Below are 19,859 nucleotides of genomic sequence, written 5' to 3' on the forward strand. Positions count from 1 at the left end.
GGTTCATGAGGGGCTCCTCTATCACGCGACGCTCGCCTACCGCGAAGGGGAGGGGAAAGCTTCCCGGAACAGGCGCCGGGCATTCTCGGTCGTCCGCTGGGCGAGCGCCTCCACCGGCTCCCCCAGCACGTGCGCCATGCCCGCGAGGATGTGGGGCAGGTAGCCGGGTTCGGAGCGCTGCCCCCGGAAGGGCGTGGGTGCCTGGTCCGGCGAGTCCGTCTCCGCCACCAGCCGGTCCGCCGGAATCACGCGCAGGGCGTCCAGCGGCTTGCGCGCCTCCGCCCATGTCACCGGGCCCGCGAAGGAGAAGTGACAGCCCTTCTGGATGTAGAAGCGCGCCAGCTCCGCGCCGCCGCTGTAGCTGTGCATCAGGATGCCGGCCTCCGGCCACGCTTCCTCCTTCAGGAACTCCATCAGCGCCGGGTGCAGCCGGTGGCAGTGCATCAGCACCGGCAGCCCGTGCTTGCGCGCCAGGGCCAGGTGTCCGCGCAGCACCGCCAGCTGCCGCTCCAGCGGGGCGCCGGGGAGGGACGGGCCGTCCAGGCCGCACTCGCCCACGGCCACCGCGCCGCCTTGCGACAGCAGCGCGTCCAGCCGCTCCAGGTGCGCGCCGTCGTCCTTCGCTGGCAGGTCCGGCAGGAACTGGGGATGGATGCCCAGCCCCACCTGGATGCGCGCGTCCTTTCGCGGCAGCGCGAGCAATGGTTCCCACGTGTCCGGGCCCACCGCGGGGATGAGGATGCCGTGCAGGCCCGCGGCCCAGGCGCGCGCGACAACGCTGTCCCGGTCCGGGTCGAAGCGCGAGGCGTCCAGATGGCAGTGCGTGTCGATCATTGAGCACCCTTCTTCCCATTCCAGTTCAATCACTGACAGCCCCGGATGCCGTGCCCTTCAAGGCCTGCCGGCACCCGTGAACGCGAAGCTATGACGCGCCCCCTGACTTTGGAGCCATCGCGACTTTGGAGACGTGGAAATGATCAAGCGAGTGGTGTTGGGGGCGTTGTTGGGGGCGCTGACGGTGCTGGGGACGGGCTGTGGCGATGAGTGCGTCGACCTGTTCGACTGCCGTGACAAGGGCTCGGCCCCGGAGGGCCAGGCGTGGATCTGCAACGCGGACAACACGTGCGAGCTGCAAAACCTCGCGCCCCTGCCGGAAGAGGACGCGGGCACGGAGGCCGACGCGGGCACCGAGGACGCCGGGGCGGAGGTCGACGCGGGCACGGAGCTCGACGCGGGCACCGAGGACGCCGGGACGGAAGTCGACGCCGGCACCGACGCGGGCATGAACGTGGCCAAGGGTGATGCGTGCACCGCGTCCACGGACTGCATGGCGGGCCTGCGCTGCGAGGCCGCCACCTGCCAGTCGCTCCACATCGCCGTGACGGGCAACGACGGCGGCACGCGCGCGCTGGTGACGGAATACGACGTGCCGGGGATGACGTCGCTCAGCGCCGACGGCGTCGCCAGCGCCTACCCGCGCTTCGGCCCGGACGGCGCCCAGGTGGCCTTCGTGCAGGGGGACGTCACCGGCGCCGCGGGTGAGCTCGCGGTGCGCCCCGTGCCGCTCACGGCCGCCGCGCCCACCGTGCTGACCACGGGCACGGCCGCCGGCGGTGCGCGCATCCGCTACATGGAGTGGGAGCCGGGCAGCCTCATCGCCTGGGTGCGCGGCAGCACGGGCATCTCCACCATCGCGGCGACGGGCGGCTCGCCTGCGCAGGCCACCGTCAACGGCACCTTCCCGGACTGGGCGCCCGACGGCATGAGCTTCGCGTACAGCGCGGCGAACACTGGCATTTCCATCTCCACGGGCAGCGGCACGCCGACTCCGCTGGCGGGCTCGCCCACCTCGGGCGAGCAGCCGCACTACAACCGCACCACCTCGCAGCTGCTCTTCCTGGCCAACCCGGAAGGCACCACCGTGAACTTCGGCACGGAGGCCACCCCGGTGCTCAAGCTGTACTCGCTGCCGGTGACGGGCGGCGGCGACCCGAAGCTGCTCGCGGGCACCATGCCCCGGCCCGTGGAGGGCGGCTCGGTCGATTCGTACATCGCGAACCCGAACTGGTCGCCGGACGGCAAATGGGTGGCGTACGTGCGCGCGAACTTCCTGCTCATCGGCAACGCGGCCACGCTGTGCGGCAACGTTGGCGCGGAGCTGTGCGGCGCCGACCGGGGCAACGACATCTACGTGCAGGGCGTGGACAGCTCGGGCGCGAAGGTGGGCGAGCCGGTGCTCTTCGCGGAGAACGCCACGCTGCCGTCGTTCTCCCCGGACGGCAGCCTCGTGGCCTACGTCCTGGGCGGTCAGCTCGTCGTGAGGGCCATCGACCCGGCCACGGGCCAGCCCGCCGCCACGGCCATCACCCACCCGAAGGACACGTACACGGTGCTGACGAGCGAGGGTGACGACCACCGCCCGCGCTGGCAGCCTCGCTAGTCACAAGCCTCCCAAGCCCCGGACTCCGGGGCTTCCCGGCCCGTGTTCCTCGTTTCACTGGGGAGTACGGGCCGTCGTGTTTCAGGTGCGAAGCGCGCCGCACACCCGACGCGAAGTGACGAACGCGGGCAGTCCAGGGTCCGGATGAACCCCGAGTGGATCCATTACCCGGTCCCGCGGATCCAGGTTCCAGGACGAAAAGGAGGGGAGAAGGACTCCACCCGCGCTCACGCGAAACGCGGCACCTGGTGGAGGAAGACTGACAGCCGTGTCGCGACGACTCCGCGCCCGCGCGCTCCATGGCGATGGAGCACGGCCTGGGCTTCGAGGGCCGGGACGCGGGCTCTTTTCAGCCCACGACGACGATGCGGCGGCCCAGCGCGCGGGTCATCTGCGGGGAGGTGACGAGCTCCAGCACGCCGCTCATCTCTCCGCCCGCCGTGTCGAACGCCGCCGCGATGACCTCGCCCACGGTGAGCTGGGCCTTCTGGGCCGCCACCCGCGCGCGCTTCGCCGTGCGACGCAGCGCGGGCATCACCCGCCGACCCTGCCGCCGCACCGTGCCACCCTTCGTCTTGCCTGCGGTCCGCTTCGCCATGGTTCCTCCCGCCACTGCCAACACGCGGGTGAGTACCTCGTCGGTCTGACACCATGCAGGCGAGGTGCCAGGGCTCAGCCTCCCCGTCAGGTTCCTGAATCCAGGGGTTTTCCTCGCGGGTAGCGGGTTTCCGAGGGGCGAGCGGGCCTTCTTTTTTTCAGCCCTTCAGGGTCATTCCTCGTTCTGTCGAGTTTTTCGTTCATCCAGCGCGGTGATTTCCACGCATCGTTCAATGGCACGCACCTGCCTGAGGTCGTGCGACGACAGGGCTGGGTCGGGTGTCACCCCCTGGCCACAGCCCCTGCGGGCAGGCGACCACGGTGCGGTTGGGCCGCGGCGGGGCTTTGGGGTAGAGGGCGGGCGCCCATGCGAGTCCAGGTCCTCTTCCACGACAACTGTTTCGACGGCGCGGCCAGCGCCGCGGTCTTCACCCGCTTCTACCGGGAGCGCGTGCGCGCGGACGCGACGTTCAGCTACCGGGGCCTCGCCCACAAGCCGGGGGCGGAGGGAATCGACCCGGCCGTCTTCACCGGCGATGAGAACGTCATCGTCGACTTCCGCTACAGCCAGGACGCGCGGCTCACCTGGTGGTTCGACCATCACGCCTCCGCCTTCCAGCAGCCCGGCGACGAGCCCCACTTCCAGCGCGACACCAGCGGCCGGAAGTTCCACGACCCGCAGCGCAAGAGCTGCACGCTGTACCTGGCGGACGTGGCGCGCGAGCGCTTCGGCTGGGACGCGTCCCCGCTGAAGGACCTGCTGCACTGGGCGGAGATCATCGACGGCGCGCAGTTCCCCAGCCCCCAGATGGCGGTGGCGCTGGAGGAGCCCGCGCTGCGCATCATGACGGTGCTGGAGGCCACGAAGGACGACACGCTCATCCCGGAGGTCATCCGGCGCATGCAGACGGAAGGCCTGGCGGAGATTGCCCGCTCGCCGCTCATCGCCGCCCCGCTGGAGCCGCTGCTCTTCAAGCACCAGCGCAACATCGACCTCGTGCGCGAGAAGGCCCGGTACGAGAACGGCGTCGTCTCCTTCGACCTGGTGGACGAGGGCGTGGACAGCCTCAACAAGTTCATCGCGTACGCGCTCTATCCGGACGCGCGCTACACGCTGTGGGTGGGGAGGGGCGCGTCGCGCGCCAAGGTGTCGCTGGGCTCCAACCCGTGGAAGCCGGAGACGCGCAAGCACGACCTGTCCGCCATCGCCGGCCGCTACGGCGGGGGCGGCCATCCGGTGGTGGCCGCGGCGAGCTTCAAGGCGGACCAGGCCGACAAGGCCCGGGCCGCGTACCAGGAGATCCTCGCGGAGCTGTCCGGCCCGCGCTGAAACCGCCTGGGCCTACGCCGGAGCCTGCCGGCGGGCGAAGAGGTCGAAGCCCGCCTGCCGCAAGAGCCGCACCACCGACAGCATGGGCAGCCCCTGCACGTTGGTGCGGTCGCCCTCCAGCTTCTGGAGCAGCGCCTGCCCGCGGCCCTCCACGCGGTAGCTGCCCGCGCAGCCCTCCCACTCGCCGGTGTCCAGGTAGCGCTCCAGCTCCTCGGGCGGGACGGCGAAGAACGTGAGGCGCGCGTCCTCCAGGGTCTCCGAGTGATGGCCGCCCGGTCCCAGCAGGCACACGGCGGTGTGGATGACGTGGGTGTTCCCCAGCAGGCGCGTCAGCTGCGCGCGCGCCCCGTCCCGGTCCTGGGGCTTGCCCAGCACCTCGCGGCCCACCTCCACCAGCTGATCCGCCCCCAGCACCCAGGCGTCCGGGTGGCGCTCCTGCACCGCGCGGGCCTTGCGCACGGCGAGCATCCGCACGGCCTCGTCGGCGGGCAGGTCCTCGGGGACTTGCTCGTCCACGTTGGGGGCTTCGGTGCGGTAGGGCACGCCCAGCCCGTCCATCAGGACCCGGCGCGCGCTGGAGGTGGATGCCAGGATGAGTTCTCTCATGGGAGGCCGGAGGGTAATGCAGCCGGGGAGGGGATGGGACCCCACAGGCGGGCAGGCACGTCCCCGCTTCCTGTGCATGGGGCGGATGCCATAGCCTCCCCGCCCATGTCGCGGCGCGGTCTGCTCGCTGTCTGTCTCCTCCTGCTCGCCTCCTGCAAACGGCCCCCTCCGGCGGACGCCGACGCGGGCACGGATGCGGGCGCGGCTACGTCCGCCGTGGCGGCTGACGCGGGCACGGACGCGGGAGCGCTCGCCGGGGCCTCAGTGGACGCGGGCCCCCACGCCTCCGTGAAGCCCCCGGACGACGCGGTGGCGGAGGTGCATCCGCTGGCGGTGTGCGACGCGAAGGGCGGAGCCCCCCTGGACGCGGCCCGCGACTACTACGACGCCGGCCACTACGAAGAGGCGCTCTCCTGCGCCGCGCAGGCCGCCGCGCAGGAGCCGGACCTCGCCGCCGCCCACGCGGAACGGGGCGCCGCGCTGGCCGCGCTCAACCGCGAGCCGGAGGCGCAGCTCGCCTACGCGCGCGCGCTGGCCATCGACCCGGGGGACGCGGACGCGCTCCTGGGCGCCGCGCACCTGTACGCGGTGCAGCTGCCCTCCACGCGCGAGCGGGACGAACTGGGCGCCCTCTACGCCGAGCGCGGCCTGTCCCAGCCCTCCACTCCCCCGGAGCTCGTGCCGCCGCTGGCGCTGGTGGCCGCCATGGCCTTCAACGACCTGGGGCAGGCGGACCATGCGTTGGATCGCGCCGCCATCGTGCTCGCCCGCGAGCCGGGCAACGCGGAGGCGAAGTACGAGAAGGCCCTGGCCCTCTTCGAGCTGTGCCGCTTCCGCGAGGCGAAGGCGGCCTTCGTGTCGCTCCTGAAGGACAAGGACCGCGCGGCGCACGCGCACCAGCACCTGGGCCTGCTCCTGGAGCGCGAAAGCCAGTGGGCCAAGGCGGAGGACCACTTCCAGAAGGCCCGCGCGCTGGAGCCCGAGGACTTCCCCCCGCCGCCCCTGCCGTCGGCGGACGAGTTCAAGGCCCAGGTGACGCGCGCGCTGGCGGACCTGCCCGCGGACATGCGCCGGGACCTGGAGGGTGTGCCGGTGGCCACGGAGGAGATTCCCTCCGAGGACGACCTGCTCGCCAACCAGCCGCCCCTGTCACCCACCATCCTGGGCCTGTTCCGGGGGCCCTCCCTCCAGGAGCCGTGCGACGGCTCGGAGACGCCCTGCCGCTCGGTGGCCCTCTACCGGCGCAACCTGGCCCGCGCGGTGCGCACCCCGGAAGAGCTGCGCGAACAGATTCGCGTGACACTGCTGCATGAAATCGGGCATCTGCGCGGGGAAGACGACGAGGAACTGGCCGCACGCGGCCTGGAGTGAGCTCAAGACATGCCTTCTCTTCCCACCGCCAGGGTCAGCCTCAAGGGCGCCAAGACACTGCGTCGCGGCACCCCCTGGGTGTACCGCACGGAGCTCACCGACGCCCCCGCCACCGACACGCCGGGCGCGGTGGTGGCCGTGGTGGATCCGCAGGGAAACCCCATCGGCCAGGCGCTCTACGCCCGCCGCTCCCCGCTCGCCCTGCGGCTGCTCACGCGCAAGGGGCCGAATGAAGAGAAGGTGGACGACGCCTTCTTCATCCGCCGCATGGAGGCCGCGCTCGCCCGCCGCGCCGTGCTGCCGGGGCGGGACGGCCTGCGCCTGGTGCACGGCGAGGCGGACCTGCTCCCCGGCTTCTTCGTGGACCGCTACGGCCAGGGCCTCACCGTGCAGACGCTGTCGGAGGGCATGGACGCGCGCAAGGAGATGCTCGCGCGTGCGCTGGTGGAGCGGACGGGCGCGAGCCACGTCGTGTGCCGCGACGACGCCTCCGGCCGCGACTTCGAGAGCCTGCCCCGCGAGGTGCGCCTGCTGCACGGCGAGGGCGCCGCGCGCTTCACCTACCACGAGGGCGACAACCGCTTCGAAGTGGACCTCCTGGGCGACATGAAGACGGGCGCGTTCCTGGACCAGGTGGACAACCACCTGCGCGCGGGCGAGCTGGGCCGGGGCGAAGCGCTGGACTGCTTCAGCTACCACGGCGGCTTCGCGCTCGCGCTCGCGAAGCACTGCACGTCGGTGCTCGCGGTGGAGCAGGACGCGAAGGCCGCTGCTCGCATCCAGACGAACGCGGAGGCCAACGGCCGCGCCAACGTGAAGGTGGAGAACGGCAACGCGTTCGACGTGCTGCGCCGCTTCGACCAGGAGGGCCGCCGCTTCGACACCATCGTCCTGGACCCGCCCGGGCTGGCCAAGCGCCGCGAGGGCCTGGCCACCGCGCTGCGCGCCTACCACGAGCTCAACCTGCGCGCCCTGCGCTGCCTCAAGCCGGACGGCCTGCTCGTCACGTGCTCGTGCTCCGGGAAGCTGGACCGGCAGGGCTTCGAGTCCATGGTCCTGGACGCCGCCGCGGACGCGAAGCGCCCGGTGCAGATCCTGGAGCGGCGGGGCGCGGGCCTGGACCACCCCGTGCTCGCGGGCCTGACGGAGACGGAGTACCTCAAGGCCCTCTACGTGCGCGCCCTTTAAGGCAGGGCGCGGCGGGGCAGGGGGGCTGGGCTGCTACGGGATGCCCAGCTCCTTGCGCAGCCGGCCCATGACCTTGAAGTACTCCGTGCGGCTGAAGCCCACGTTGAGGATGTGGAAGTCCTTCTTGGACAGCCCCACGCACCCGAAGCAGTAGTTGCAGTCCTGCAGGTTCTTGCTCATCACCACGTACGCGCTGCTGGAGCAGTTCTCGCTCTGCACGCAGTAGGCGCACGCGTGGCAGTTCTTGCACTCCACGCAGTGCGAACAGTTGGTGCACAGCTCACACCGCGTGCAGTGAGTGCACTGGTGGCAGCTGTCGCAGTCCTTGCAGAACATGCAGTTGGCGCAGCGCTGACAGCCCTCGCACGCGTAGGAGCCGGGGTTGCCCGGGTCCACCGCGTAGCTCTTGGACAGCTTCTGGAACTGGTCCATGAACTCGCGCTTGCCCAGGGACGACACGCCCAGGCGCGCCGCCTTCTCCTGCTCCAGCAACTCCTGGGTCGTCTGGGGCCGCGACCCCTTGTCCTTCACCGCCACAAACGCTCCTTGGACTCTTGAATCACTGCAGCCGGGCCAGCCCGGCCAGGTCGATGCCTCGCGCCACCCGCCGCACCTCCACGGTGCTGGGGAAGCCGCGGCTGGTGACGGCCACCACGAACCTATCTCCCACCAGGAGGTTCGCCTCCGCGACGGCCTCGTCCGCGTCATAGCGCACGAAGCCCACGGCCTCCTTCCACTGGATGGGCGCCGTCGGGTCGCTCGCCGCGCGGCCCTTCGCCTTCTGCGACGCCTCGCGGATGGCCTGCCCCAGCTTCAACCCCATGGAGGTGTCCACGATGCGCACCTTCACCTCGCGGCCCTCGCCCCGGGTGTAGGTACGCTCCGCCTCCGACACGGACACCTCGCCGTACTTACCGGTGGAGCCCGCGGTGGCACCCACCGTGAAGCCCTCCAGCGACTCCGGCAGGAACGGCGCCAGGTCCTTGAAATACACGCACGGTGCGGCGGTCGTCACCACGTCGCGCGGGGTGGGAGATGTCGTGCGTTCGTCGTCACGGCATCCGCCGCCCACGCCGAGCGCGAGCGATGCGATGGCCAGCCGGAGGAAATAGTCGCGCACGACCGAATCAAAGGGTATCCCTGGCCCGCGCGCAATGGACCTTTCGAAGCTCAATCCTCCTCAGCGCGAGGCCGTGGTGACGCTCCAGGGCCCCCTGCTCGTGCTGGCGGGCGCTGGCAGTGGAAAGACGCGGGTCATCACCCACCGCATCGTCCACCTGCTCAACGAGCGGCCGAACCACATCATGGCCCGCAACATCCTGGCGGTGACCTTCACCAACAAGGCCGCCACGGAGATGAAGGAACGCCTCATCCACATGGCCGGGCCGCGCGCCCAGGGCGTGCTGGTGTGCACCTTCCACGCGTTTGGCGCGGAGGTGCTGCGCGAGGACATCCACCGGCTGGGCTGGCCCCGGAAGTTCGCCATCGCGGACATGGGCGACCAGCTCTCCATCATCCGCCGCGCCATGCGCGAGAAGCGCATCGACGACCGCGCCTTCGACGCGCGCAAGGTCCTCACCCTCATCTCCAAGGCGAAGAACTCCGGCGAGGCGCCCCAGCCCAAGCCTGAGGGGATGGGGGACGACTACGACCTCATCACCTCCATGGTCTTCGCGGACTACCAGCTCGCGCTCAAGGCGCAGGGCTCGGTGGACTTCGACGACCTGCTGGTGCTGCCCGCGCGCCTCTTGCGCGAGCACCCGGACCTGCACCGCAAGTACACGGCCCGCTTCCAGTACCTCCTGGTGGACGAGTTCCAGGACACCAACCACGCCCAGCTGGACCTGCTCAAGCTGCTCGCGGGCGAAGCGCGCAACGTGTGCGCGGTGGGGGATGACGACCAGTGCATCTACTCCTGGCGCGGCGCGGAGGTGCGCAACATCCTGGACTTCGACCGGCACTTCCCGGGCGGCAAGGAGGTGCGGCTGGAGCAGAACTACCGCTCCTCGCAGCGCGTGCTGGACGCGGCCAACGCCGTCATCGCCAAGAACCCGGAGCGCAAGGACAAGCGCATGTGGACCGACCGCAAGGGCGGCCCGCTGGTGAAGGTGGTGGCGTGCCCCAATGATGAAGAGGAGGCCCGCTTCATCGCGCACGAAATCCAGAAGCACATCTCGCTGGGCGTCCCCGCGGACGACATCGCGGTGCTCTACCGCACCAACGGCCAGGCCCACCCGGTGGAGGAGATGCTGCGCGAGAAGAACATCGCCTACGAAGTGGTGGGCGGCAGCGAGTTCTTCGACCGCAGCGAGGTGAAGGACGTCATCGCGTACTTCAAGGTCCTGGCGAACAAGCTGGACGAAATCTCCCTCATGCGCATCGTCAACGTGCCCTCGCGCGGCATTGGCGACGTCACCATGGAGCGGCTGCACGCGCACTCGCGCGCGGAGGGCGTGACGCTCTGGACGGTGATGCGCCGCGCGGACACCTATGACGACCTGCCCTCGGGCGCGGGCGGCAAGGTGCTGGAGTTCGTGGAGATGGTGGAGCGCTACCGCGACGCCTTCGCCCAGACGCCCCGCCTGTCTGAGGCCACGCACAAGCTGCTGGAGGAGATCGGCTTCCGGGAGGCCACCCGCGCCAAGGCCGTCTCCGGCACCGCCGCGGACAAGAAGCTCAAGGGCGTGGATGGGGTGCTCGCGTCCCTGGAGAAGTTCGAGAAGCGCGAGGGCCCCAAGGCCAGCCTCCTCACGTACTTGAACCGCCTCAGCCTGGACACGCGCCAGGAGGAAGAGGACGTCCCGGGGCAGAACAAGCGCGTGACGCTGATGTCCCTGCACGCCTCCAAGGGCCTGGAGTACCGGCTCGTCTTCTTCATCGGCATGGAGGAGGACCTGATGCCCCACGGCGGCATGCAGGGCGAGGCGCAGAACCTCGAGGAGGAGCGCCGCCTCTGCTACGTGGGCATCACCCGCGCCAAGGAGCTGCTCTACCTCACCCGCTCCACCGTGCGCGTGAAGCGCGGCAAGGAGGTCCCCCGCACGCCCTCGCGCTTCCTGGAGGACCTGCCCCCGGACGCCTTCGAGATCGTGGACATGGACGCGCCGCGTCAGGGACCGCCGGACGAGAAGGAGAAGAACTTCTTCGCGAGCCTGAAGGAGCGCTTCAAGAAGCCCGCCGCCGGGGGACCAGGCCCGGGCACCCCTGGCCGGGCGCCCTGAGGGGTCCCCCGTACGCCCAACCTTGACTTGATCCCGCCGTCCTACTAGGAGGGTCAGCCTTTCCGGGCTTCTGTCGGAGTTTTGGACGGAGGACCCGCGGTTGGTTACGCACGAGCACGCGGCCCCTGGCATGCACCTGGGCGCCGCGCCGAAGTCTGGAGTGCACGAAATGTCGCAGAAGACCTACAGCGCCAAGGCTGGGGACATCAAGCGCCAGTGGCACGTCATTGACGTGTCCGACAAGGTGCTTGGTCGCGCCGCCAGTCAGATCGCCACCCTCCTGAAGGGCAAGCACAAGCCGACGTACACCCCGTCCATCGACACGGGTGACCACGTCATCGTCATCAACGCCGAGAAGGTGAAGGTGACGGGTACGAAGGAGACGGACAAGCAGTACTACCGTCACCCGTACGCCGGTTTCCCGGGTGCCCTGAAGATCACCAACCTCCAGAAGCTGCGCCAGCGTCACCCTGAGGACATCATCCTCAACGCCGTGCGCCGCATGCTGCCCCGCAATGCCCTGGGCCGTCAGATGATGACGAAGCTCAAGGTGTATGCTGGTGACACCCATCCGCACACCGCGCAGAAGCCGGTGGCGTTCAAGGTCGAGGCGTAAGAACAACCATGGCGATCAATCCTGAACTCGGTTTCTACGCCACGGGCCGCCGCAAGGAGGCCACCGCTCGCGTCTGGGTGCGTCCTGGCAACGGCGCTGTCGTCATCAACGGCCGCGACATCAACGAGTACTTCGGCCGTGAGACGTCGAAGATGGTGCTCAACCAGCCGCTGGAGATCCTGGAGCAGAAGGGCAAGCTCGACGTCACGGTCAACGTGCGCGGCGGCGGCCTCTCTGGCCAGGCCGGTGCCATCCGTCACGGCATCGCGCGCGCGCTGTGCGCCTTCAACCCGGAGTTCCGTCCGGCGCTGAAGAAGGCCGGCTTCCTCACCCGCGACGCCCGCGCGGTCGAGCGCAAGAAGTACGGCCAGCCCGGCGCCCGTCGTCGGTTCCAGTTCTCCAAGCGCTAATCACGCTTGTCGGCCAGCTGTCCGGCCGTTCGTCGGCGGGGGTTTCCTTCGGGAAGCCTCCGCCGTCGTGCTTTGCGGGCAAGCGGGTGGGCGTCGCCCCGTCGCGGTGCGCGCGGGCGTTCTGCTACCATCCCGGCACCCTCATGGAACTCAACGAAATCCTGCAGATCGCCCTGCGCGGCGGAGCCTCCGACATCCACCTGAAGGCGGGCCTGCCGCCCATGTTCCGCGTGGATGGTTCGCTGGTGCCGCTCAAGGACGGCCGCCGCCTGCCCCCGGAAGAGGTGGCGCGCATGGCGTTCGGCATCATGAACGAGTTCCAGAAGGAGAAGTTCAAGGTCAGCAACGAGGTGGACCTGGCCTACGGCGTGCCGGGCCTGGGCCGCTTCCGCGTGAACGTCTTCCAGCAGCGCGGCACGGTGGGCGCCGTGCTCCGCGTCATCCCCTTCAAGGTGATGACGATGAAGGACCTGCTGTTGCCCACGGTGCTGGAGAAGGTGTGTGGCGAGGAGCGCGGCCTGGTGCTGGTGACGGGCACCACGGGCTCCGGCAAGTCCACCACGTTGGCGGCGATGATCGACTACATCAACTCCAACGAAACCAACCACATCATGACCATCGAGGACCCCATCGAGTTCCTCATCCGCGACAAGCGCTCCATCGTGAACCAGCGCGAAGTGGGTGTGGACACGATGAGCTTCTCGCAGGCCTTGAAGTCCGCGCTGCGCCAGGACCCGGACGTCATCCTGGTGGGCGAAATGCGCGACCACGAGACCATCGAAACGGCGCTCCACGCCGCGGAGACGGGCCACCTGGTGATGTCCACGCTGCACACGCTGGACGCCACGGAGACCATCAACCGCATCGTGTCCGCGTTCCCCCCGCACCAGCAGAAGCAGGTGCGCCTGCAGCTCTCCAGCGTGCTGCGCGGCGTGGTCAGCCAGCGCCTGGTGCCGCGCGCGGACGGCAAGGGCCGTGTGGCGGCGGTGGAGGTGCTGCGTGTCACCGCGCGCGTGCGCGAGCTGATTGAGGACAAGGACCGCACGAAGGAGATCCACGACGCCATCTCGCAGGGCACGGACTCCTACGGGATGCAGACGTTCGACCAGTCGCTGATGAGCCTGGTGCGCAACGGCCTGGTCACCTACGAAGAGGCCCACCGCCAGGCCAGCAACCCGGACGACTTCGCGCTGCGCTTCTCCGGCATCAGCGGCACGTCCGACTCGAAGTGGGACGCCTTCGACGCCCAGGCCGGCGAGGAGCGGCCCATCCCGGGCTCGCAGTCGTTCGCGCAGAAGGGCGCGCCCATCCAGGCGGCCCCGGTGGCGCCCACGCCCGCTCCGGTGCCCCAGGCCCCGCGTCCCGGAGCGCCCATGGCCGCCCGGCCCATGACTCCTCCGCCCGGCGTCGCGGCGCAGCGTCCCGCCACTCCGCCGCCCGGAGTCGTCCAGGGCCGGCCGCTGCCTCCGCAGGTGGCGGCCCGTCCGCCCACGCCCGCCCCGGTGGCCGCGCCTGCTCCGGCGGCCGGGGGCGACGACGACTTCCAGATCGAACGCTTCTAGGAATCCCTGCGCGAAGGGGGAGGGCGCCGCTCAGGCGTCGTCGTCCCCCAGCTGCGCGCGCAGCCGGGTGAGGCGCATGGGGCCGATGAGCCCCTGGTGCGCCAGCGTCTGGAGCAGCGACACGGTGGCGCGCACGCGCGCGTCCTGCGCCTCGTCGGACTCCTGGACGACCTCGTTGTCGAGCAGCGTCTCCAGGTGCTCCGGGTTGATGGACGTGGGGCCCTCCGCCCAGGCGATGTCGAACAGCGCCCGCGCCATGTGCTCGCGCGCCTTGCGGTCCGCGTCGTTGGGCGCGGCCTTGGCGAACGCGAGGAACAGCGCGTCCACGGACTCCTTGGACAGCGCGGCCAGGGCGGGCACTTCGCCCAGGGACTCCTTCACGTAGTCCGAGTCGAAGTTGTCCACCTCCTGCTCGTAGCCGAAGGCCTCCTCCAGCAGGATGGACGCGAGGAACGCGTCCGACTCTTCGTCGCTCGCGCCTTCTTCCTTCAGCGCCTCGCGCGCCTTCTGCGTCGCGGCGGACAGGGACTCGTCCTGCGTGAGCGCGCGGGCGGCGGCGTGCGCGGCCAGCAGCACCAGCGCGGCCTGGGCATCGGAGGACAGCGCGCGTCCGCTCACGCCCAGCAGCATGGCCTTCTGCTTGGGGTTGGCGTCCGCGGCGGCCACGAAGTGCTGCTCCTCCGGAGTCAGCGGTTCACCCGCCTTCTCCTTGCGGAGCGTTTCCCTGGCGGCGTCTGCGGTGAGGAAGCGGGCGAGGATGGGGTGCATGGCGAAGGCCTGTTACCACATGGTAGGGACTCCGCGATGGTTGACGAGCCCGAAGGCCCCGAGGCTGTCCAGCGCGCCACCGATGCCTGCCTTCGCCTGCTCAAGGCGCGCGGCCGCAGCCGTCATGAATTGACGCTCGCCCTGGAGCGCAAGGGCTACCCCGACTCCGTCCGCGGCGCGGTGCTCGCCCGCCTCTCGGAATGGGGCTACCTGGACGACGCGAAGTTCGCGCGTGAACGCGCCCAGGCCCTGCTGGGCAGGGGCAGGCTGGGCCCGCGCGCCGTGCTCCAACGGCTCCAGGCCCACGGGCTGGAGGGCACGGAGGCGCGGCGGGCGCTGTCGGAGGCGAAGGACGCGGTGGGCTTCGACGCGCTGGAGGCCGCCCGGCAGGTGCTGGAGCGCCGGCGCCTGGCCGGCCGCCCGCTGGACGCGAAGGAGCAGGCACGGGCAGGGCGGCTCCTGCTCAGCCGGGGTTTCGCGCCGGACATCGTGACCCGGCTGGTGGGAGAACCTTCGCTGGACCCCTCCGGGCAGGACGAATAGTTTGGGGGCGTGATGCGCTCCGTCGTCCTCGTCCTGTCCGCCCTGATGTTGTCCGCCTGTGCCGCCCTCTCCGCGGGGCCCGCGGGCGAGCCTGACTACGCCACCATGGCCGCGGAGAACCTGGCGCTGGGCGAGGCCGCGCTGGAGGACAAGGACTACTTCAAGGCGGAGAAGTACTTCGACCACGTCCGCACCAAGTTTCCCTACCTGGAGGCCGCCCGCGAGGCGGAGCTGAAGCTGGCGGACCTGGACTTCGCCCGGGAGATGTTCCCGGAGGCGCGCGAGAAGTTCGACTCCTTCATGCGACTGCACCCCACGCACCCCAAGGTGGACTACGCCGCCTACCGCGCGGCCCTCTCCTACGTGGAGGAGTTCCCCTCGGAGTTCTTCGCCCTGCCGCCTTCCTACGAGAAGGAGCAGAAGCCCATGTACGACGCGCTCCGGGCCATGAGCGTCTTCCTGCGCGAGTACCCGGATTCGCAGTACGTGAAGGAAGCCACGGCGCACCGGGATGACGCCCGCCAGCGCCTGGCGCGCCATGAGCTGTACGTCGCGTCCTTCTACGCGAAGCGCGAGCGCTGGAAGGCCGTGGCCCAGCGCCTGGAGGGGCTGCTCAAGGACTACCCGGGCACGCCGCTGGAGGAGGAGGCCCTCTTCGACCTCCACAACGCGTACGTGAAGCTCAACGACACGGAGCGCGCGCAGAACACGCTGCGGGAAGTCCTCAAGCGCCTGCCGGGCACGCCCGCCGCCCAGCGTGCCCAGAAGATGCTGGGCTCGTGAGGCGCTCGGAGGACTGGGGCCGGCTGGGAGGCATTGGCATCGCCGTGCTCGCCGCCGCCTGCGTCCTCCTGTTCCTGGGCTCGCGCCTGCTGGGCGCCGTGGCCGGGCCGGAAGCAGAGATCATCACCACGCTGAAGGAAGCCGAGCACGACGGTGTGTCCCTGCCCGTGCCCGGTGCCCAGGCTCCGCTCATCTCGCGGAAGCTCCAGTACGCCCGCATCTCCGTCTCGGTGGCGCCGGATGGCCAGCGCGCGGAGGCCTTCGCCACGCTGGACTTCGAGGGTGTGCTGGGCGCCACCACGGTCAGCACCGCGGGCGTGGAGGTGGTTCCCTTCACCCGCGCGTCCGGCCGGTGGAAGCCCGAATCCTCGGTAGCGCCCCGGCTGGTGGCGGCGGTGGCGGCGCTGGAGGCGCGGCGGCGGGCCCTGGCGGAGGGCCGGCCGGAGGCGCTGTCACGGCTGGCGGGCCCGGGAGGGGATGGCGGGGCAGGGCAGACGTGGGCGGAAGTGGCCCCCTTGAGCAAACGGAGGCTGACGGTCCAGGCGTGGTACGCACGATTGGAGCGGGACGAGGTGACGGTGACGGAGCACTTCCGGGTGGAGGGAGACCTTCCGGCCCGGCCGGTGGATACCCGGGGCGAGCGACCGCTTTTGCTCGTGCGCGAGGGCGATCAATTCTTGTTTTCGCCCGGGCTGATGTAGGCTTCCCGAGGAGGCAGGGGCCCGCGCGGGCCGAGTCATGGACGAAGCCCTCAAGCAACTACTGACCCTCGGGCGCGGCTCCTTCGAGAAGAAGCAGTACGCCCAGGCCGAGCAGTTCTTGACGAAGGTGGTCGAGCAGAATCCGACCTTCGCCGACGTCTACAACATGCTCGGCATCATCTACCACGACCAGGGCCAGTTCGCCCGGGCGCAGCGGGCCTTTGAGTCCGCGCTGCGGCTCAACCCCGCGTACACCGAGGCCGCGCTCAACCTGGCGGTCATCTACAACGACATGGGGAAGTACGCGGAGGCGAAGGAGGTCTACCAGGCCGCCTTGTCCCGCCAGAAGGGCGCCCCCGGCGAGCTGGACCCCTACGTCATGAAGAAGGTGGCCAACATGTACGCCGACATCGGCGACGTGTTCGCCTCCAGCGGTGTGTGGGCCAAGGCCATCGAAGAGTACCGCCGCGCGCTGGCCCACTTCCCGGAGTTCGTGGACATCCGGCTGAAGCTGGGCAACGCCCTCCGCGACGCCGGCGACAATGCGGCGGCCCTGGCGGAGTACGAACAGGTCATCGCGCAGAATCCGTCGTACATTCCTGGACGGATCAACTATGGAATCGCCCTGTACTCGGCGGGACGCCGTGACGAGGCGGTGAAGGTCTGGGAAGACGTGCTCGTGCGCAGCCCCGGCAACAAGAGCGCGCAGATGTACCTCAACCTGGTGAAGGACCCGGGGAAGGCGGAAGTGACGGGTTGAGCACCATGGCAACTTCCATCATCGAGGTCGCGGCACCGTGAGCACTCCTGGCGGTACGGCGAAGTCCTTTGCCCTCAAGTTCATCTCCGGGAAGTACCAGGGCGGTGAGTTCCCGCTGAAGGCCAACAAGCAGATCGTCGTCGGACGGTCGAGCGAGTTGGACATGGTGCTGGTGGAGGACATGGTCTCGCGCAAGCACGCGAAGATCCTGTTCTCCGACGGAGCCATCACCATCGAGGACCTGGGGTCCACCAACGGCACCTTCGTCAACGGCGAGAAGGTCAAGCAGGCCAAGCTGAAGGAGGGGGACCGCATCCTCATCGGGACCTCCATCCTCAAGCTCGTGCACCAGGGCGCGGAGAGCGCCCCGGTGGACGAGAGCGTCGTGAAGCAGAAGCTGGAGGAGGCCGCCGCCGCCCAGGCCGCGCGGACCACCAAGGCCAGCTCCATGACGGGGAAGATTGAAGAGATTCCCCTCCCGGACCTGCTCCAGCTCTTCCACACGTCCAAGAAGAACGGCGTGCTCGTGGTCAACAACGCCCACGAGGGCCGCATCTACCTGCGCCAGGGCCGCGTGTACTACGCGGTCATCGACGACAACCACAACCTGGGCCCGCAGAAGAGCTTCAACCGCATCGTCACCTGGGAAGAGGGTGACTTCGAGCTGCGCCCGGCGGACTCGCAGGAGTTCATGGTGGAGCTGGACTCCTCCACCGAAGCGCTCCTGATGGACGCCCTGCGGCAGCTGGACGAGTTCAAGCGCCTGCAGCCGAACCTGCCGCCCATGGCCACGGCGCTGCGCATCGCGCAGCCGCTGACGGCGCCCTTGAAGGAACTGACGCCGGAGCACCTGGACGTGCTGCAACTGATCCACAACCACGGCTCGCTGGGCGGCGTGCTGGACCACTCGGACGGCGACGACGTGCTCACCGCCGAGACGGTGGTGCAGCTCATGAAGCGCGACTACGTGCGCGCGGAGTAGGGCGGGAACACCATGGCGGGCAAGAAGCCGGTGGCGCCGAAGAAGCGCCTCACGGAGATGAGCCACTGCGCGGGCTGCGCGGCGAAACTCAAGGCAGGGGACCTGGCCACGGTCCTGGGCGGGCTCAAGGGGGCGGTGTCCCACCCCCGGGCCCTGGTGGGCTTCAACACGAACGACGACGCCGCCGTGTACCAGGTGGCGCCGGGCATGGCCGTGGTGGAGACGGTGGACTTCTTTCCGCCGCTCGTGGACGACCCGTTCCAGTTCGGCGCCATCGCCGCGGCCAACGCGCTGTCGGACATCTGGGCCATGGGCGCGAAGCCGCTGTTCGCGCTCAACCTGGTGTGCTTCCCGGACGAACTGCCGCTCAAGACGCTGCAGAAGATCCTGGCGGGCGGCCAGTCCAAGGCGGACGAGGCGGGCATCCCCATCCTGGGCGGCCACAGCATCCGCGACCCGGAGCCCAAGTTCGGCATGGCCGTCACCGGCGTGGTGCACCCGAAGAAGGTGCTCACCAACGCGGGCGCGAAGCCGGGGGACGTGCTGCTGCTCACCAAGCCCGTGGGCACGGGCATCGCCACCACCGCCATCAAGCGGGGCCTCGCGTCCAAGGCGCTGATGAAGCGCGTGACGGCGCAGATGGCCACGCTCAACAAGGCGGCCGGTGAGGTGTTCGCGTCGGGCGCCTTCAAGGTGAACGCGCTCACGGACGTGACGGGCTTCGGCCTTTTGGGCCACCTGCTGGAGATGATGAACGGCGCGAAGACGCGCGCGGCGGTGGACCTGGAGCGCATCCCGCTCATCGCGGAGGTGCCCGCGCTGGCGGAGGCGGGCGTGATTCCAGGCGGCACGAAGACGAACCTCGCCCACGTGAAGAAGCAGGTGACGTTCCCGGAGGGGCTGCCGGAGCACATCCAGTGGCTGCTCGCGGATGCGCAGACCAACGGTGGCCTCCTGGCCAGCGTGCCCGCGCGCCACGCGCTCAAGGCCATCCAGGCGCTGGAGAAGGCGGGCGTGGACGCGGCCCTCATCGGCGAAGTGCAGGCGGGCCGCCCCGGCATCGACGTCATCGGCTGAAGCACACTCGCCCGGGAGCGGATTTCGCCTCCGGGCCGGGCCTCCGCTAACATCGCGGCGCGAATGTCGCCGCGCCGCTCCCCCCTCTGTCTCTTGATGCTCGCGTGCCTCCTGCCGGTCCTCGCCGGAGCAGGGGAGCGCGGCGCGCGCATCGTCATCGACCCGGGACATGGCGGGGCGAAGGAGGGCGCGAAGGGGCCCGGCGAGCTCTGGGAGAAGGAGGTCGCGCTCCAGATTGCCCAGCGCCTGCGCGAGAAGCTGGAGGCCGCGGGCAGCGAGGTGTTCCTCACGCGCGACCGCGACACGCTGATGGCGCTGTCGGAGCGGGTGGAGTTCTCCAACATCCAGCGGCCGGACCTCTTCCTCTCCATCCACGCCAACTCCATGCCCACGAAGCGGCTGCGTGAGCGCACCGAGGGCATCGAGACGTACTTCCTCTCCGCCAACGCCTCCGGTGAGGCGGCGCGCGCGGTGGCGGACCGAGAGAACGCGGAAGCACCCACGGCCCGTGCGGCGCGTGGACACTCCACGCTGGCCTTCATCCTGGATGACCTGGCGCGCACGGAGGCGCACACGGATGCGTCCCGGCTGGCCTACGCCATCCACCCGCGCCTCGTTTCCAAGAGCGGTGCGGCGGACCGGGGTGTTCAGCAGGCGCCCTTCTTCGTCCTCACGGGCGTGGAGGCACCGGCGGTGCTGATTGAAGTGGGCTTCATCTCCCATCCGCAGGAGGGCGCGCGGCTGGGGAAGGCCGCGTACCAGGAGACGCTGGCGGAGGCCATCGCGGACGGGGTGTTGGCCTTCCTGCGGGAGACGCGCCGGCGGGACTCCTCGCCCTCGCAACCGGTGGCTGGATCCACCGCGCCCTGATAAAGCGTGGGGGCTTCGCCTGTCCCTCCCTGTC

At 70.0% G+C, this 19,859-nt stretch carries 21 protein-coding genes; 15 read left to right on the forward strand and 6 right to left on the reverse strand.

Annotation, left to right across the window (positions count from 1 at the left end; all coding sequences use genetic code 11):
* Positions 1-36: 36 nt before the first annotated feature.
* Positions 37-834: a TatD family hydrolase gene (locus D7Y21_RS27670; RefSeq protein WP_120564905.1), complete on the reverse strand. Its 798-nt coding sequence runs from the start codon at positions 832-834 to the stop codon at positions 37-39.
* A 139-nt stretch (positions 835-973) separates the two neighbouring features.
* Here D7Y21_RS27670 and D7Y21_RS27675 point away from each other — a divergent pair, with 139 nt between their 5' ends.
* A complete protein-coding gene (locus D7Y21_RS27675; protein WP_121716749.1) occupies positions 974-2,440 on the forward strand; it encodes a PD40 domain-containing protein in 1,467 nt (488 codons plus the stop codon).
* 349 nt (positions 2,441-2,789) lie between these two features.
* Here the strand turns inward: D7Y21_RS27675 and D7Y21_RS27680 are convergent, their stop codons facing one another.
* A complete protein-coding gene (locus tag D7Y21_RS27680; protein WP_014394842.1) occupies positions 2,790-3,038 on the reverse strand; it encodes a hypothetical protein in 249 nt (82 codons plus the stop codon).
* Between the two features lie 366 nt (positions 3,039-3,404).
* On the opposite strand from D7Y21_RS27680, the gene D7Y21_RS27685 reads away from it, so the two are divergent.
* The gene (locus D7Y21_RS27685) at positions 3,405-4,367 is read left to right on the forward strand and encodes a hypothetical protein (protein WP_121716751.1); all 963 of its coding nucleotides are present in this window, start codon (positions 3,405-3,407) and stop codon (positions 4,365-4,367) included.
* A gap of 12 nt (positions 4,368-4,379) precedes the next feature.
* Here D7Y21_RS27685 and D7Y21_RS27690 read toward each other — a convergent pair whose 3' ends face one another.
* Entirely contained in the window at positions 4,380-4,973 is a 594-nt protein-coding gene (locus D7Y21_RS27690) for a nucleoside triphosphate pyrophosphatase (RefSeq protein ID WP_120565003.1), read from the reverse strand.
* Between the two features lie 105 nt (positions 4,974-5,078).
* On the opposite strand from D7Y21_RS27690, the gene D7Y21_RS27695 reads away from it, so the two are divergent.
* Both D7Y21_RS27695 and D7Y21_RS27700 read left to right on the forward strand, forming a co-directional pair.
* A complete protein-coding gene (locus D7Y21_RS27695; RefSeq protein ID WP_121716753.1) occupies positions 5,079-6,344 on the forward strand; it encodes a metallopeptidase family protein in 1,266 nt (421 codons plus the stop codon).
* 9 nt (positions 6,345-6,353) lie between these two features.
* The gene (locus tag D7Y21_RS27700) at positions 6,354-7,532 is read left to right on the forward strand and encodes a class I SAM-dependent rRNA methyltransferase (protein WP_121716755.1); all 1,179 of its coding nucleotides are present in this window, start codon (positions 6,354-6,356) and stop codon (positions 7,530-7,532) included.
* Positions 7,533-7,565: 33 nt separating this feature from the next.
* Here D7Y21_RS27700 and D7Y21_RS27705 read toward each other — a convergent pair whose 3' ends face one another.
* Both D7Y21_RS27705 and D7Y21_RS27710 read right to left on the reverse strand, forming a co-directional pair.
* On the reverse strand, positions 7,566-8,063 hold the full coding sequence (locus tag D7Y21_RS27705) for a caib/baif family protein (protein ID WP_120565001.1): 498 nt from the start codon (positions 8,061-8,063) through the stop codon (positions 7,566-7,568).
* 28 nt (positions 8,064-8,091) lie between these two features.
* On the reverse strand, positions 8,092-8,652 hold the full coding sequence (locus D7Y21_RS27710) for a hypothetical protein (RefSeq protein WP_233591705.1): 561 nt from the start codon (positions 8,650-8,652) through the stop codon (positions 8,092-8,094).
* A 34-nt stretch (positions 8,653-8,686) separates the two neighbouring features.
* Between D7Y21_RS27710 and D7Y21_RS27715 the strand changes: the two genes are divergently transcribed.
* The 4 genes from D7Y21_RS27715 to D7Y21_RS27730 all read left to right on the forward strand — a co-directional run bounded on the left by D7Y21_RS27715 (position 8,687) and on the right by D7Y21_RS27730 (position 13,341).
* A complete protein-coding gene (locus D7Y21_RS27715) occupies positions 8,687-10,753 on the forward strand; it encodes an ATP-dependent helicase (protein ID WP_121716757.1) in 2,067 nt (688 codons plus the stop codon).
* Positions 10,754-10,922: 169 nt separating this feature from the next.
* Complete coding sequence (gene rplM, locus D7Y21_RS27720) at positions 10,923-11,369, forward strand: 50S ribosomal protein L13 (protein ID WP_043321175.1); 447 nt, start codon at positions 10,923-10,925, stop codon at positions 11,367-11,369.
* Between the two features lie 8 nt (positions 11,370-11,377).
* Positions 11,378-11,779: a 30S ribosomal protein S9 gene (rpsI, locus tag D7Y21_RS27725; RefSeq protein ID WP_120526842.1), complete on the forward strand. Its 402-nt coding sequence runs from the start codon at positions 11,378-11,380 to the stop codon at positions 11,777-11,779.
* Positions 11,780-11,922: 143 nt separating this feature from the next.
* On the forward strand, positions 11,923-13,341 hold the full coding sequence (locus D7Y21_RS27730) for a type IV pilus twitching motility protein PilT (protein ID WP_120565000.1): 1,419 nt from the start codon (positions 11,923-11,925) through the stop codon (positions 13,339-13,341).
* A 30-nt stretch (positions 13,342-13,371) separates the two neighbouring features.
* On the opposite strand, the gene D7Y21_RS27735 is transcribed toward D7Y21_RS27730, so the two are convergent.
* On the reverse strand, positions 13,372-14,109 hold the full coding sequence (locus D7Y21_RS27735; protein WP_120564899.1) for a hypothetical protein: 738 nt from the start codon (positions 14,107-14,109) through the stop codon (positions 13,372-13,374).
* A gap of 36 nt (positions 14,110-14,145) precedes the next feature.
* Between D7Y21_RS27735 and D7Y21_RS27740 the strand changes: the two genes are divergently transcribed.
* From D7Y21_RS27740 to D7Y21_RS27770, 7 genes are all read left to right on the forward strand, one after another.
* Entirely contained in the window at positions 14,146-14,652 is a 507-nt protein-coding gene (locus D7Y21_RS27740) for a regulatory protein RecX (RefSeq protein ID WP_120564898.1), read from the forward strand.
* A gap of 12 nt (positions 14,653-14,664) precedes the next feature.
* Positions 14,665-15,435 carry an outer membrane protein assembly factor BamD gene (locus tag D7Y21_RS27745; protein WP_120564897.1) on the forward strand — a complete coding sequence of 257 codons (771 nt, stop codon included), beginning with the start codon at positions 14,665-14,667 and terminating at the stop codon, positions 15,433-15,435.
* Positions 15,432-16,136: a hypothetical protein gene (locus D7Y21_RS27750; protein WP_120564896.1), complete on the forward strand. Its 705-nt coding sequence runs from the start codon at positions 15,432-15,434 to the stop codon at positions 16,134-16,136. Before D7Y21_RS27745 ends, D7Y21_RS27750 begins: the two co-directional genes overlap by 4 nt.
* A 37-nt stretch (positions 16,137-16,173) precedes the next feature.
* Positions 16,174-16,896 carry a lipopolysaccharide assembly protein LapB gene (locus tag D7Y21_RS27755; protein WP_014394857.1) on the forward strand — a complete coding sequence of 241 codons (723 nt, stop codon included), beginning with the start codon at positions 16,174-16,176 and terminating at the stop codon, positions 16,894-16,896.
* A gap of 37 nt (positions 16,897-16,933) precedes the next feature.
* On the forward strand, positions 16,934-17,878 hold the full coding sequence (locus D7Y21_RS27760; RefSeq protein WP_120564895.1) for a DUF4388 domain-containing protein: 945 nt from the start codon (positions 16,934-16,936) through the stop codon (positions 17,876-17,878).
* Positions 17,879-17,890: 12 nt separating this feature from the next.
* The gene (gene selD / locus D7Y21_RS27765) at positions 17,891-18,955 is read left to right on the forward strand and encodes a selenide, water dikinase SelD (protein WP_121716759.1); all 1,065 of its coding nucleotides are present in this window, start codon (positions 17,891-17,893) and stop codon (positions 18,953-18,955) included.
* Positions 18,956-19,018: 63 nt separating this feature from the next.
* On the forward strand, positions 19,019-19,825 hold the full coding sequence (locus D7Y21_RS27770) for an N-acetylmuramoyl-L-alanine amidase (RefSeq protein ID WP_120564893.1): 807 nt from the start codon (positions 19,019-19,021) through the stop codon (positions 19,823-19,825).
* Positions 19,826-19,859 lie beyond the last annotated feature (34 nt).

The sequence above is a fragment of the Corallococcus sp. AB045 genome (assembly GCF_003668895.1).
Lineage (GTDB): Bacteria > Myxococcota > Myxococcia > Myxococcales > Myxococcaceae > Corallococcus > Corallococcus coralloides.